Raw genomic sequence first — 14,250 nt, 5'->3', positions numbered from 1 at the left:
TTGAAAAAAATATAATTGTAAACTATTGTCTAGTAATAGCTAAAGCGTCTTACTTTAGAGATATATTTTGCAAGTCTTATAACTTGATGGCTATAACCGTATTCATTATCATACCATACATAAATTACCACATTCTTACCGTCTTTTGCTACGATTGTTGCATTGCTATCATAAATTGATGGAGCAGAAGATCCAACAATATCACTACTTACAAGCTCATTATCGATAGAGTATTTAATTTGTTCAACTAAATCTCCTTCTAGCGCATATTTCTTCATTACAGCATTTAAACCATCAACAGATGTTTCTGTATTAAGCTCAAGCTTTAAGATTGCTAAAGAACCATTAGGAACAGGTACTCTAATTGCGTTAGATGTAAGTTTACCTTCGAAAACAGGAAGAGCTTTAGAAACAGCTTGTCCTGCTCCAGTTTCTGTAATTACCATGTTTAAAGCAGCAGCACGACCTCTTCGGTATTTCTTGTGCATATTATCTACTAAATTCTGGTCGTTTGTATAAGCGTGAATAGTCTCTAGGTGTCCTTGTTTAACACCAAAGCTATCTTCAATTGCTTTAAGTACAGGTGTAATAGCGTTAGTTGTACAAGATGCTGCAGAAAAAATATCTAATTCATCTGGATTGTTTTCTAACTGGTTTACACCGTGCACAATATTAGGAATACCTTTTCCTGGTGCAGTTAATAATACTTTAGATGCGCCTTTAGGAACTAAATGTCTGCTAAGTGCTTCTTTATCTCTAAACGCACCTGTATTGTCTATAATTAAAGCATCGTTAATACCGTATTCTGTATAGTCTATATCTTCTGGAGCATTAGCAGAAATAATATGTACTGTTGTACCATTTATTATTAGTGCTTTCTTTTCTAAATCTATAGCTACCGTTCCGGCAAAATCTCCGTGAACAGAGTCACTTTTTAATAAAGATGCTCTTTTTTCTAAAACATTTTGAGTAATCTCACCACGTGTTACAATTGCACGAAGTCTCATTTGACTTCCGCTTGCTGTACGTGTCATTAACTCTCTAGCTAACAACCTACCAATACGACCAAAACCATATAGTACTACGTCTTTAGGCTCTATTTCTTTGTAAGCTTTTGCGTTAGCAAGTTTATCTGCTACAAAGGCTGTAGCATTAGTAAACTTATTATCTTCTAAATGATATTCAAATGTTAATTTACCGATATCCAATTTTGCAGGAGGTAAATCCATATCCTTAATAGCTTGTGCAATTTCTACAGAATCGAAAATAGAAATAGGTTTTTGTACAAACTCTCCAGCATATTCATGAAGGTTTAATATCTCGCTTACATTGCGATCTATCAATTGGTTTCTAAATAACACAAGCTCTATAGACTTGTCGTACCAAAGGTCACTCACAATTTTAATAAACTCAACTGTGGCACGTCTTCGGTCTGCTTGAAATGCTAATTCTTTTTCGTAAACGGTATTGAAACTCATATTGAAACGATTAAGGTGTAAATTTTGGTTTTAAAAATTTGTGCAAAAGTAAAGGTTTCAAACGTTTTCGTAAAGATTTATGTCATGAAAATATTCTAAAACAGAAATTACGATCTGGCAAAAAATATAAAAGCACATTTATCATAAGACAAATGTGCTTTTATAAATCGATTAAAATATTGTTACCTGAAATTATAACGTTCTCTTTCTCCTTTAGTATTTATTAAAGTAATGATAATAGGTTCATTTGATGATTTATCATTTATAATTCGTTCAACATCTGAAACACTATTTACAGGAGTGTTGTCAATTTCAACAAGCAACCCACCAACTAGATTATAATAAGCCATATCATTAGTTAGTGCTCTACTAATTTTCACTCCATTTTTAGCGTCAAACTTTTTTAGGTCTTGTGGATTTGCGTTGCTTACCTCTAAACCAACATCTTTAATCTGAAAGACTTCATACTTTGTAAGCGTAACATTAATATTACGTTCTTTTCCGTTTCTTAATAATTTTACAGCCACGATATCTCCAGGACGTTTAGAGCTTACGTAACCAGTGAGGTCTGCAAACTTTCTTATTTTCACATTATCAATCATTTGTATAATGTCTCCTTCTTTTAGTCCTGCTTTTTCTGCACCGCTACCAGCTTCTGTACCACCAATGTAAAATCCTTGAGTTACATCTAAACCAAGTTCTCCAGCAATGGCAGAGTTTACATTTGTTCCTCTAATACCTAAAATTGCATTTTGTACGTCTCCAAATTCCAAGATGTCTTCTACAATTTTCTTGGCATTGTTTGAAGGTACAGCAAAAGCATAACCTACATAGCTTCCGGTTTGTGATGTTATAGCAGTATTAATTCCTATTAGCTCTCCATTTACATTAACTAAAGCACCGCCAGAATTTCCTGGATTTATGGCCGCATCTGTTTGTATGAAAGATTGATAGTTACTATCTCTAACATCTAAATCTCTTGCTTTGGCACTAATAATACCAGCTGTAACAGTAGATGTTAGATTAAAGGGATTACCAACTGCTAATGCCCATTCTCCAATTTTTACGTTGTCTGAGTCTCCAAAAGGAATATAGTCTAAGTTTTTTCCGTCAATTTTAATAAGTGCAATGTCTGCTTTTGTATCTACACCAATAACCTCTGCTTTATAGGTTTCATTATTATTTAGTGTTACATCTACCTCACTAGCACCGGCAATAACATGGTTGTTAGTTACTATATAACCATCTGGTGTAATGATAACTCCAGATCCTGCACCTCTAATAGCTTTGCTTTGCTCTCCAGTTGCGTTACCAAACATATATTCTCTTAAGTTTCTAGGCTGTTTAAAAACAGCTAAATTCTTAACGTGTACCACACCGTTAACTGTGTTTTCTGCAGCGGCAGTAAAATCTGCATTCATACCAAAGTTAGAGGTGTTGGTATAATTGGTAGGAATAACATTAAAGTCGTTTTGAGCGTGTTGCTCAACTATCGTAGGATCTTCTTCTAAAAATACTTTATAGGCGCCAAGCGTTAAGGCTCCACCTAAAATAGAAACGACTAATAAACTTGCAATTTTCTTCATAAGTTTTAAAATTTAGTGTTCATATTATATACTCTTCCTGTAAAGTAATGTTGCAAAATTTACAGCGTAAATTCATAACTTCTTTTCAGCATCAATATTGTATATTTGTGGCTGTTTTAAAGCAAATATGACTGTAGAATTCTACAAATATCAAGGAACAGGAAATGATTTTGTCATTATAGATAATAGACGTTATAATCTTTCCAAAAATGATACCAAAACGATTAAATTATTATGTGATCGTAGGTTTGGTATTGGTGCAGATGGTCTCATTTTTCTCGAAAACTCTGGAATAGAAGGTGAAGATTTTAAAATGGTTTATTTTAACTCTGATGGTAATGAAAGTACAATGTGCGGTAATGGTGGCAGGTGTCTAGTAAGCTTTGCGCACTACCTAAATATCTTTGAAAAGGAAACTTTATTTTCTGCAATAGATGGGCAACATGAAGCTTCAATTACAAATGGTGTAGTTTCATTAAAAATGCAGGATGTCTCTAATATTGAAACTTTAGAGAATGCGTTGTATTTAAATACAGGATCACCTCATTATGTTACTTTAACTAGTGATATTTTAAATAAAAACATTAAAGTAGATGGTGCAGCAATTAGATATAACGATAGGTTTAAGAAAGAAGGTACTAACGTAAATTTTGTTGAGCCTATTACAGCTAATTTATATAGAGTTAGAACATATGAGCGTGGTGTTGAAGATGAGACACTTTCTTGCGGTACAGGAGTTACAGCAGTTGCTATTGCAATGCATGCGTTAAGTAAAACTGACAAAAATTCAGTTGACTTAATAGTTCAAGGTGGCAGTTTAAATGTAGCTTTTAATACAAATAATGGCACGTATACAAACGTATGGTTAACAGGTCCTGCAGAACAGGTATTTAAAGGCGAAGTCTCATGGTAACACTCTCTGGCACTAATATAGATTTAAGAGCTTTAGAGCCAGAAGATTTAGATTTCATTTATTATATAGAAAATAATGAAACGTTTTGGGAACTAAGCACCACACAGACACCTTATTCTAAATTTTTAATTAGACAATATCTTGAAAACGCACACCGCGACATATACGAGGTAAAACAATTGCGTTTAGCAATTTGTGGAAAAGATGAAGCTTTATTAGGTCTTATTGACTTGTTTGATTTTGATCCAGTACACAAGCGTGCAGGCATCGGAATTTTAATTGCGGAGAAAGAAGATAGAGGTAAAGGCTATGGAAAAGAAGCTCTAAAACTTCTAATTGCGTATGCATTTACCCACTTAAACCTTCATCAACTTTATGCTAATATTTCTGCAGAAAATATAAACTCACAGCATTTGTTCGAAACATGTGGATTTGAGAAAATTGGTGTTAAGAAAGATTGGACTTTTGTTTCAGGAACTTATAAGGATGAATTATTATATCAGATAATACAAAATAATGTACATTAAAAAACTCTTGGCTATAACGGCTTTACTAGGTATTGTAATACTTTCAATATTTAGTTACAATATATATACTGCTGTATTTTCAGCAAACACTTCTTTTTCAAAAGATACTCACACTGTATATGTAAAAACTGGTTCTACGTATAAAGATGTAAGATCTCAATTACAACCGGTTCTAAAAGATATTGAAAGTTTTGATGCTATAGCTAAACGTAAAGGTTATATAAGTAATGTAAAGGCAGGTAAATATGTGCTTACATCTGGTATGAACAATAATGAAATTGTAAATACTCTTAGAATCCAGAATAAACCTGTAAAATTAAGATTCAACAATCAAGAGCGTATTGAAAACTTAGCAGGAAGAATAGCATCACAAATTGAGGCAGATAGTATTTCATTATTAAAAGCAATGAAAGACAAAGCCTTTTTAGAAGAGCATAACTTTACCCAAGAGTCTGCTTTAGGCATGTATATTCCTAACCAATATGAATTTTTCTGGAATACCACAGCAGAAGATTTTAGGGCAAGAATGTTAAGAGAATACAGAAACTTTTGGAATGAAACCCGCACCAAAAAAGCAGAAGAAATTGGTCTTACACCGCAACAGGTAACTGTAATAGCTTCAATTGTACAAAAGGAAACTGCTAAAGTAGATGAAAGGCCTACGGTTGCTGGTGTTTATCTTAATAGGTATAAAAACGGATGGAAATTAGATGCAGATCCTACTGTAATTTATGCAGTTAAAAAATCTAATAATTCTTGGGATTCTGTTATTAAGCGAGTACTATATAAAGATCTAGAAATTGAATCTCCATACAATACTTATAAAAATAAAGCGTTACCACCTGGTCCTATAGCTATGCCAGATATAACATCTATAGATGCTGTGCTTAATTATGAAAAGCACGACTATTTTTATTTTGTTGCTAATGTGCAAAATATAGGATACCATAAATTTGCAAAAACATTAATGCAGCATAATCGCAATAAACAGGAGTATGTAAGGTGGATAAATAAGCAAGGAATAAACAGATAGTGTATTCCTAAAAATAACGAATTTTATAAGAAATATTCTTAAAAATTAGTCCGTTTTTAAATTATTCATAATTTTTTGCAAATTTAATAGATTAATTAGCAGATGAATTATCTTAAAAAGGAATTCATTCTCATAAAATTGTAATAAAGTCTGTTAAAAACACAAAACTTAACCTATTGTTTTTTAGTTAGTTAAGTTGTGTCGTATATTTGCACCCGATTTCAAAAGCACGCAGTTTTTAGTGTTTGCTTAAGAAAACAAAACTTATGAAGAAAAGGAAGTTACTAAGATTAAGTGCGATTCCAATTATAGGCGCAACGATCCTGTTTAGTTTTTCAACTGAAGAGGCATCATTCGATTATAATTACTCTACCAAAGGTTTAGATCTTTTTTACACAGTGCCAAACCTGTCTGATATGGTTAAGGGTGCTTCTAACCTTAACGTTTATCCAGAATTAGGTAAGGGTTATTTAGGCTTTAAAGAAGCTTTAGCATTTAAAGAATCTAGAGGAGACTACTCAATTATAAATCAATTTGGTTATTTAGGGAAATACCAGTTTAACAAGAACACGTTAAAAATGGTAGGTGTTTATGATACCAATGAGTTTATGAATAATCCTGAGTTACAAGAAAAAGCATTCTTAGCGTATACATCTCGCAATAAATGGGTGTTACGAAGAGATATAAAACGTAGTGTTGGTAAAGTTATTAATGGCGTTAAGATTACAGAGTCTGGAATTCTTGCTGCCGCACATTTATCTGGTCCAGGAAGTGTAAAAAAATACTTACGTAGTGGTGGTGCAACAGGATTTAGTGATGCATTTGGAACTACGATAGATTATTATATGAAGAAATTTGGTGGTTATGATATGTCTTTTGTCAAGCAAGACAAAATGGCCAAAGTTAACTAGTACATACCATCTTTTTGAACAATAAAAATAGTCGGTCTCTTATGGAGATCGACTTTTGTGTTTTTCCACTCTGCTGCTGTCTTCGTCAATATCATCTCTGTGGTTAATGTAATATCACAAGCCACACAAATTCTTGTATTTGGATGTAATGAATTCACCAAAGTTTCAAGCATTTTATTATTTCTATAAGGTGTTTCAATAAAAATTTGAGCTTGATCTTTTAAGGCACTCATACGTTCCAGAGCTTTTATAGCACTTTGTCGCTCTTTATCATCTATTGGTAAATATCCGTTAAAAGTAAAGTTTTGCCCATTCATACCACTACTCATCATAGCGAGTAGGATAGAAGAAGGTCCTACTAAAGGCACAACTTTTACGCCTATCTGGTGTGCTATTTTTACAACCTCTGCGCCAGGATCTGCTATACCAGGACAACCAGCTTCACTTAAAAGCCCAATGTTATGTCCTTCTTTACACGGATTTAAAAAGCTAGGTATGTCTTCAGCATTTGTAAACTTGTTTATAAGCTCAAACTTTAATGAAGGTTGAGATTTTTTTGGAGCAATAGCCTTTATGAACCTACGAGCAGTTTTCTCATTTTCAGCAATAAAATAATCTAAAGTTCCGACTGTTCTTTTAATTGACATAGGTAAAACTTCTAGATGTGGTTGGTCCATTCCTAAACGCGTAGGAATTAAGTAAATAATACCAGGATATTTATAGGTATGGGACATTAAAATATGTTTTAATATTTGATTAGTTTTTTTACTGAATGTTTACCAGTTGGCGATATAATCCTTACAATATACAAACCTTCTGCTAAGTTTGAAACCTGAATCTCTTCATCTTTATTAACGCGTTTTTGAAAAACCTGTTGTCCACTTATATTGAAAATTTCAACTTGTGCATAATCTTCTAATAGAGAAATATTAAACGAGGATTGCGTTGGGTTAGGAGTAATAGTTATAGCAGGTGTATCATTTTGAGAATGAACACCTAAGGCTATGTTGTCTACAATTTTATATATTGATCCTCCAATGTCTGCCACAAATAACATATTGGTGTCATTTGTGCCAAAACCTACAAAAGAACTACCATTTGTAGGAGTTGTGAAGTTGACATTTTGTGATGAGTCTATACTTGCTAATTCACCACTACAAAAATCTGCAAAAATGTATACACCAGTTAGATTTGAAAAATCTGGACCTCTGTAAACTCTTCCTCCAGTTACAGAACAACGCCCATTTGTTTGTGTATAATCTATTATTGGTGGTGTGTGAGGAGAGAAACTGTTTAAACAGTCTGAAGTATCATCATAAGTTGAGTTACCTTCAAAACAACGCCAACCATAATTCACTGCTGCAGGATTTTGTGTTACTTTATTAATCTCTTCAATTTCATTTTGCCCAACATCACCAATCCAAAAGTCACCGTTTGCACTATCAAACGAAATTCTAAACGGGTTTCTTAAGCCGTAAGCCCAAATTTCACCTAATGTTTGGTTATCGCCATCGTTTACAAAAGGGTTGTTGTTTGGAATATAAGGAGCAGCAATATCTACATTTAATCTTAAAATTTTTCCTAATAGCGTATTTAAACTTTGTGCTCGTTCACCAGGATCACCGCCACTTCCGCCATCACCGCTAGCAATATAGAGCATACCATCTGGACCAAAGGTAAGATCACCTCCGTTATGATTAGCAAATGGCTGATTATAGGTTAGTAGTTGTAATTCTGTATTTTCATCTGCTAAATTTGGATTATCTGCACTTACACTAAATCTAGAAATTACTGTATTGCCAGACGTATTGGTATAGTTTACATAAAAGTAACCATTGGTAGTATAATTAGGATGAAAAGCTAACCCAAGTAAGCCTCTTTCACCATTAGTTGTTACTAAGTTTGTAATGTCTAAAAAAGGTGTGGGTTCTACAGAACCATTTGCATTAACTATAGATATTGTTCCGGGTTTCTCTGGAATAAATAAACGCGAGTCTCCAACATTTTCTATACCTAAAGGTTGGTTTAATCCTGAAGCAAATAATTGTGTGTCGATTTCAAAATTTTGCGCTTGCAGAATAAAGAAAGAATGTAGGATAAATACTAATGTGATAGGTAGGTGTGTTTTCATAGCATATGTATTTACTACTAATATACTATAAATGCACTAAAATTTTAAGTAAGCTTCTTTGCAATTACCTCGCAAGCTTCGTCTAACATATTGTAAACGTGGTCAAAACCTTGGTCACCTCCATAGTAAGGATCTGGAACATCAACATTTTCACCAGGAAAAATTGAATTTAAAATAAGATGAACTTTGTCTTTATCAGCTTCATTTCTAGCCAGTGCTATAATATTATTATAGTTTGAGTTATCCATGGCATAGATATAATCATAGGTGTCAAAGTCTGAAGTTTTAAATTGCCTACCGCGTTGGTCTGTAATGTCTAAACCGTTTTTCTTAGCTACTTCTATAGAGCGTTTATCTGGTAAACTGCCTATATGGTAATCGCTTGTTCCTGCAGATTCAACTGTTACGTCTTTACCTTGAGTTTTATGCTTTAAAATGCCTTCTGCCAATGGTGAACGGCAAATATTACCAAGGCATACCATGATAACTTTAGTCATAATAACTTAAACTGCTAATTTCTTATCTAAATCTTCGACAAATTTTCTAAACTGCTTGTCTGTAGCTGCAAGGTTATTAACAGTTTTGCAAGCGTGTAAGACAGTGGCGTGATCTCTTTTTCCAATTTGTGATCCAATACTGGCTAAAGATGCTTTTGTAAGTTTTTTAGCAAAAAACATGGCCAATTGTCTAGCTTGTACAATATGACGTTTACGTGTCTTAGATCGTAAGGTTTCAACATCCATTTGGAAATAATCACCAACAACTTTTTGTATGTAGTCTATTGAAACTTCTCGCTTGGTATTCTTAACATAATTGTCAACTATACTTTTTGCTAGCTCTAAGGTAATATCTTTCTTGTTAAAAGAAGAATGTGCAATAAGAGAAATAATTGCGCCTTCCAGTTCTCTAATATTAGTTTTAATATTGTTTGCTAAAAACTCAACGATATCTTCTGGCATCTCTACACCATCACGATAAAGTTTACTTTTAATTATAGCAATGCGAGTTTCAAAATCTGGGTGCTGCAACTCTGCAGATAGTCCCCATTTAAAACGAGATAGTAAGCGTTGCTCAATATCTTGCATGTCCACAGGAGCTTTATCACTTGTTAAGATAACCTGCTTACCATTTTGGTGTAGGTGATTAAAGATGTGGAAGAATACATCTTGCGTACCTGCTTTACCAGATAATAATTGGATATCATCAACAATTAATACATCTATGATCTGATAGAAATGGATAAAATCATTTCTATTATTTTTCTTTACAGATTCAATATACTGCTGTGTAAATTTTTCAGCAGAAATATAAAGTACTGTTTTTTCTGGATATTTATCTTTAATCTCAACACCAATGGCGTGTGCCAAGTGTGTTTTTCCTAATCCAACACCACCAAAAATAAGTAATGGGTTAAAAGATGTGCCACCAGGCTTGTTGGCTACAGCCATACCGGCAGAACGTGCCAACCTGTTAGAATCTCCTTCTAGGAAGCTCTCAAAATTATAGTTAGGGTTAAGTTGAGACTCTATCTTTACATTACGAATACCAGGAATTATAAACGGATTTTTTAATTCTGGACTTTTCGATTTTGTAGGAACATCAACTTGTTGGGATTGCATCTGTGCTCTTTGAGAACTAGGAATACTTTCTGTAAACGGTTGTTTATTGCCGTAAGTGTTTTCCATACGTATAACGTACACCAACTTAGCGGTATCACCTAATTCTTTATTAAGTGCAACTTTTAAAAGTTTTACGTAATGTTCTTCAAGCCATTCATAGAAAAATTTTGACGGAACTTGGATGCTCAAAGCATTGTCTGTCAACTTTACTGCCTTAATTGGCTCGAACCATGTCTTGTAAGCTTGAGGTGTAATGTTATCCTTTATGAAGGACAAGCAATTTCCCCAGATGGTTTCGGCAGTTTTCTGCATAGTTAGATTAATCGTTTTTTAACAAAATATTAAGAGGCTATTCTTGAAGAAAAAATAAACTGTGTGGTTCACAGTTTGCTTTTTTCGAGCAACAAATATGTGAACAAAAAAGAGAATAAAAAAATTGAATAAGGGTTGATTGCTAACTATTTTTTTCTCATATTCTGTTACTTTGCAAAGTACAAATTATAATCAAAAAGATTACCCAATTGACTCAAAAAAAACACGTTTCAAAAGTTAAAGTTAGGTATGCAGAAACAGATCAAATGGGAGTTGTTCACCACTCTAACTATCCTATTTACTGTGAATTAGCGCGTACTGAGTGGCTTGAAACCTTTGGTGTATCTTATAGAGAAATGGAAGAAAATGGTATCATGTTACCTTTATCTAATCTCAATGTAGACTATAAGAAACCAGCAAAGTATAATGATGAATTGTTCATTATCACCTCATTAAAAAAATTGGTAGGTGCACGTATAGAATTTGCTTATAGAGTTGAAGATTCTAATAAGCAGTTGGTAGCTCAAGTTTTTACAACTTTAGTATTTGTTGATATGAAATCTGGACGACCAACAAGATGCCCTGAAGATCTTTTTAAATTATTGAGTTAATCTTCTAGCTCTTTAATTTTTACTCCATAAATACCATCGAAAACAGTATGAATGGTTTCTGCTTCTTTTTCTCGAACAGAAATTGTTATAGCACAACGCATTTCCATTACTTGATTGGTAACGTTTAAGTTTCGTTCTTTAATAACCCGCATAACTTTGTTTAGATCTGCATATTCACAACTTACCTCATAATCTATGTTAATAGTTTTGGTCACTATTGTGCATGCTTCTAAAGCCATTTGCGCTCCAGTTCGATATGCATTTATTAAACCGCCTACGCCTAATTTAGTACCTCCAAAATACCTAACTACAACAACTAAACAATTGGTAACTTCAAAAGATTGTAATTGGCCATAAATTGGCATTCCTGCAGAGTTGCTTGGTTCCCCATCATCATTGGCGCGCCAGTGTTTATAAGTTTTCCCTAACTGGTAAGCATAACACCAATGTCTTGCTTTATGATGTTCTTGCTTTAGGTTTTGAATAGCTTCTTGTACTTGCTCTTCAGTTTTTACAGGGATGGCATACCCATAAAACTTACTGTTTCTATCCTTAAATAAAACAGGCTCATTACCTTTTAATATGGTTTTATAAACATCTTCTTCCATAGCATTAAATTGTTGAAGCTACTAAGATGATACTTATTATAGCCAATGCAACACCTAGCCAATTTTTAGGGATAAGTTTTTCTTTAAATATGACTATTCCTAATATGGTTGAAAACATTACAATAGCTACATTATTTATTGTAAATACTGTAGAGCTTTCTAAACCGTTTCCTCTTAAAGCTTGTATGAGAAAATATATAGAAAAATAATTTGGTACGCCAAGTGCAACACCTGCAATGATATTTTTAAAAGTAATTTTAAGCGTTCCTTTTAAGGCTTGAAACCCTAAAACAAAAAGGCCTGTAATAAATGCCATGAAAAATAACACGCTTGAAAATAAAGGCACATCATCTTGTGCAACATATTCGTTTTCTAAGAATTTTATTGATGTATCTATAATACCACTTCCTAAAAAAACTAGCACTGGAAATACTAGGTTTTTTGCTTTAATGGAAATACCATCCTTAGATTTTATAGACGAGAAGTAAACAGCAGAAAGTGCTAGTAAAATACCGAGTATTTTTAAAACACTTGTGCCTTCATTATAATACAGAATGCCAAATATTATTGGCGCAATTACACTCATCTTACTGGCAACAGAGACTACAGAAAGGCCACTTTTTTGAGTGGTAACTGCCATTAAATTAAAGACAATTATAAACAGAACCCCTAATCCTATAGCACCATAAAACCAATCGTATTCTGGGATTTTAGAAATTGAAACCTTACCACTATAGCCAATTAAACCACAAGAGCCAGCAACAATGTAGTTCATAACAATAGCTTGTACGGTATTTACTTTGTAAACATCAAATAGTTTGAAAATGACATACAGTAAGCTGCTTGCCAGGATGCTAAGAAAAAGGTAAATCAAAATAAATTCTCGTTAATGGTAAACAAATCTACAACATCTTCTGTCTTAGGGTTTATGTTCCAAACCTTAAAACCTAAAGCTTTTGCAGCGTCTGTATTTTCCTTGGTATCATCAATAAATAAAGTTTCTTCAGCTATAATATCTTCTTCTTTTAAAATATGCTTAAAACAAGAAGCGTCTGGCTTTCTTAGATGAAGTTCTTGTGAAAGATAAAAAGCATCAAAACACATCTTGAAATCTAAATAATGTGGAACTTTAGCTTTAATCCAATCTATGTGAAGATCATTAGTATTACTAAGTAATATTAATTTGAAGTTTTTTACACTTGCTAGCTCCTTTATGAAGTTTAGCCTATGTTGTGGAAAATCTAACAACATACTATTCCACGCTTGTTTTACGTCTTGAGGCTTAATAGTTGTTGGTGAATTTTCAACATAAAAGCTTGTGAATTCTTTAGTGGTAACAGCACCAATTTCATAGTCTTTATTAAATTGTAGCATTTTTGCTGTAGGCTCACCATACCCCAATTTCTTAAACTTATCATAGGGCTTAAGCTTGTCTAAATTTATAAAGACATCTCCAAAATCGAAGAGTAGGTTTTTAATCATGAATTAGTATAAATTGTTAGCGTGTCGTTTTGTAGTGTTTCTTTATGAATAATACTTCCGGTAATTAAAGGTGCTTTTGTTCCTTCGTAAAACATTACATCTCCTTTAAATACTCTGGCTTCATCCCAAAGATTCGCGTTTATAAAATGCTGTAGCGTTTGTGCGCCTCCTTCAACAATTATACTTTGCAAATTATTAGTATGGCAGTACTCACAGATATGTTGTGGTAGGTTGTTAAAATTACTAGTGTTCTCTGAAAATACTACTGTTTCAGCTTTATCATTAAGTACAGAAAGTGATTTGTCTAGAACATTTTTTCTATCGATAACCAATCGAGTAGGATTAGGGCCATTCCAATCTCTAGTGGTTAAACTAGGGTTATCATCTTTTACAGTTTTTGTTCCCACAAGTATAGCTTGTTCTTCTGCGCGCCATTTATGAACAAGTTGCCTAGATACCAAGTTTGTTATCCATACTGGTTGTTGTTTATGTTTTGTTTTAGGGGCTAAAAATGCATCATTACTTTCTGCCCATTTTAAAATTATATATGGTCTTTTAGAATTGTGAAACGTAAAGAAGCGTTTGTTTAATTCCTGGCATTCATCCTCTAAAACGCCAACAGTAATTTTACAGCCAGCATCTAATAGTTTTTTTATGCCTTGCCCTTTTACTTTTGCAAAGGGATCTACAGTTCCAATTACAACATTAGGAATATTATTGGCAATAATTAAATCTGCACAAGGTGGTGTTTTGCCATAATGAGAGCAAGGTTCTAAACTAACATAAATGGTAGATTTTTTTAAAAGCGATTTGTCTTTTACGGCATTTATTGCATTAACCTCTGCATGCGCAAGGCCAGCTATTTGATGCCATCCTTCTCCAATAATCTTATTATCATATACTATAACACTACCAACCATTGGGTTAGGATAGGTAGTGCCTAATCCTTTTTTTGCAAGTTGTAAACAACGTTTTATATAGGTTTTATGAGAATTCAAAATAGGTATTTAAGTATCTTTGGTCACACAAATTTAAGATT

15 protein-coding genes are annotated in these 14,250 nt (G+C 33.2%); 5 read left to right on the top strand and 10 right to left on the bottom strand.

Annotated elements, in window-relative coordinates; genetic code table 11:
- Positions 1–29: 29 nt before the first annotated feature.
- Together CA2559_RS12615 and CA2559_RS12610 are read right to left on the bottom strand one after the other, a co-directional pair.
- A complete protein-coding gene (locus CA2559_RS12615; RefSeq protein ID WP_013188296.1) occupies positions 30–1,478 on the bottom strand; it encodes a glyceraldehyde-3-phosphate dehydrogenase in 1,449 nt (482 codons plus the stop codon).
- Positions 1,479–1,660: 182 nt separating this feature from the next.
- Positions 1,661–3,064, bottom strand: a complete 1,404-nt coding sequence (locus CA2559_RS12610; RefSeq protein ID WP_013188295.1) for a S1C family serine protease — start codon at positions 3,062–3,064, stop codon at positions 1,661–1,663.
- Positions 3,065–3,191: 127 nt separating this feature from the next.
- Here CA2559_RS12610 and dapF point away from each other — a divergent pair, with 127 nt between their 5' ends.
- From dapF to CA2559_RS12590, 4 genes are all read left to right on the top strand, one after another.
- On the top strand, positions 3,192–3,977 hold the full coding sequence (gene dapF / locus CA2559_RS12605) for a diaminopimelate epimerase (protein ID WP_013188294.1): 786 nt from the start codon (positions 3,192–3,194) through the stop codon (positions 3,975–3,977).
- Positions 3,971–4,504, top strand: a complete 534-nt coding sequence (locus CA2559_RS12600) for a GNAT family N-acetyltransferase (protein ID WP_013188293.1) — start codon at positions 3,971–3,973, stop codon at positions 4,502–4,504. The genes dapF and CA2559_RS12600 overlap by 7 nt, the downstream gene beginning before the upstream one ends.
- A complete protein-coding gene (gene mltG / locus CA2559_RS12595; RefSeq protein WP_013188292.1) occupies positions 4,494–5,537 on the top strand; it encodes an endolytic transglycosylase MltG in 1,044 nt (347 codons plus the stop codon). The genes CA2559_RS12600 and mltG overlap by 11 nt, the downstream gene beginning before the upstream one ends.
- 266 nt (positions 5,538–5,803) lie before the next feature.
- The gene (locus CA2559_RS12590) at positions 5,804–6,448 is read left to right on the top strand and encodes a hypothetical protein (protein ID WP_013188291.1); all 645 of its coding nucleotides are present in this window, start codon (positions 5,804–5,806) and stop codon (positions 6,446–6,448) included.
- Here CA2559_RS12590 and CA2559_RS12585 read toward each other — a convergent pair.
- The 4 genes from CA2559_RS12585 to dnaA are packed head-to-tail and all read right to left on the bottom strand — an operon-like array spanning position 6,445 to position 10,510.
- Positions 6,445–7,182, bottom strand: coding sequence for an SAM-dependent methyltransferase (locus CA2559_RS12585; protein ID WP_013188290.1), 738 nt, complete (start codon positions 7,180–7,182; stop codon positions 6,445–6,447). The two genes, CA2559_RS12590 and CA2559_RS12585, sit on opposite strands and share 4 nt — an antisense overlap.
- An 11-nt stretch (positions 7,183–7,193) precedes the next feature.
- Complete coding sequence (locus tag CA2559_RS12580; protein WP_013188289.1) at positions 7,194–8,579, bottom strand: PQQ-dependent sugar dehydrogenase; 1,386 nt, start codon at positions 8,577–8,579, stop codon at positions 7,194–7,196.
- A gap of 44 nt (positions 8,580–8,623) precedes the next feature.
- Positions 8,624–9,076, bottom strand: coding sequence for a low molecular weight protein-tyrosine-phosphatase (locus CA2559_RS12575; protein WP_013188288.1), 453 nt, complete (start codon positions 9,074–9,076; stop codon positions 8,624–8,626).
- Positions 9,077–9,082: 6 nt separating this feature from the next.
- Entirely contained in the window at positions 9,083–10,510 is a 1,428-nt protein-coding gene (gene dnaA / locus CA2559_RS12570; RefSeq protein ID WP_013188287.1) for a chromosomal replication initiator protein DnaA, read from the bottom strand.
- Positions 10,511–10,719: 209 nt separating this feature from the next.
- On the opposite strand from dnaA, the gene CA2559_RS12565 reads away from it, so the two are divergent.
- Positions 10,720–11,121, top strand: a complete 402-nt coding sequence (locus tag CA2559_RS12565) for an acyl-CoA thioesterase (protein WP_013188286.1) — start codon at positions 10,720–10,722, stop codon at positions 11,119–11,121.
- Here CA2559_RS12565 and CA2559_RS12560 read toward each other — a convergent pair.
- The 4 genes from CA2559_RS12560 to ribD are packed head-to-tail and all read right to left on the bottom strand — an operon-like array spanning position 11,118 to position 14,209.
- The gene (locus CA2559_RS12560; RefSeq protein ID WP_013188285.1) at positions 11,118–11,729 is read right to left on the bottom strand and encodes an IMPACT family protein; all 612 of its coding nucleotides are present in this window, start codon (positions 11,727–11,729) and stop codon (positions 11,118–11,120) included. The two genes, CA2559_RS12565 and CA2559_RS12560, sit on opposite strands and share 4 nt — an antisense overlap.
- Before the next feature lie 4 nt (positions 11,730–11,733).
- Entirely contained in the window at positions 11,734–12,603 is an 870-nt protein-coding gene (locus CA2559_RS12555) for a DMT family transporter (protein ID WP_041241027.1), read from the bottom strand.
- A complete protein-coding gene (locus CA2559_RS12550) occupies positions 12,600–13,211 on the bottom strand; it encodes an HAD family hydrolase (protein WP_013188283.1) in 612 nt (203 codons plus the stop codon). Before CA2559_RS12550 ends, CA2559_RS12555 begins: the two co-directional genes overlap by 4 nt.
- On the bottom strand, positions 13,208–14,209 hold the full coding sequence (gene ribD / locus CA2559_RS12545) for a bifunctional diaminohydroxyphosphoribosylaminopyrimidine deaminase/5-amino-6-(5-phosphoribosylamino)uracil reductase RibD (RefSeq protein ID WP_013188282.1): 1,002 nt from the start codon (positions 14,207–14,209) through the stop codon (positions 13,208–13,210). Before ribD ends, CA2559_RS12550 begins: the two co-directional genes overlap by 4 nt.
- Between the last annotated feature and the right edge of the window lie 41 nt (positions 14,210–14,250).

The organism is Croceibacter atlanticus HTCC2559 (assembly GCF_000196315.1).
GTDB lineage: Bacteria > Bacteroidota > Bacteroidia > Flavobacteriales > Flavobacteriaceae > Croceibacter > Croceibacter atlanticus.
This window is presented reverse-complemented; position numbering and strand designations above follow the sequence as displayed.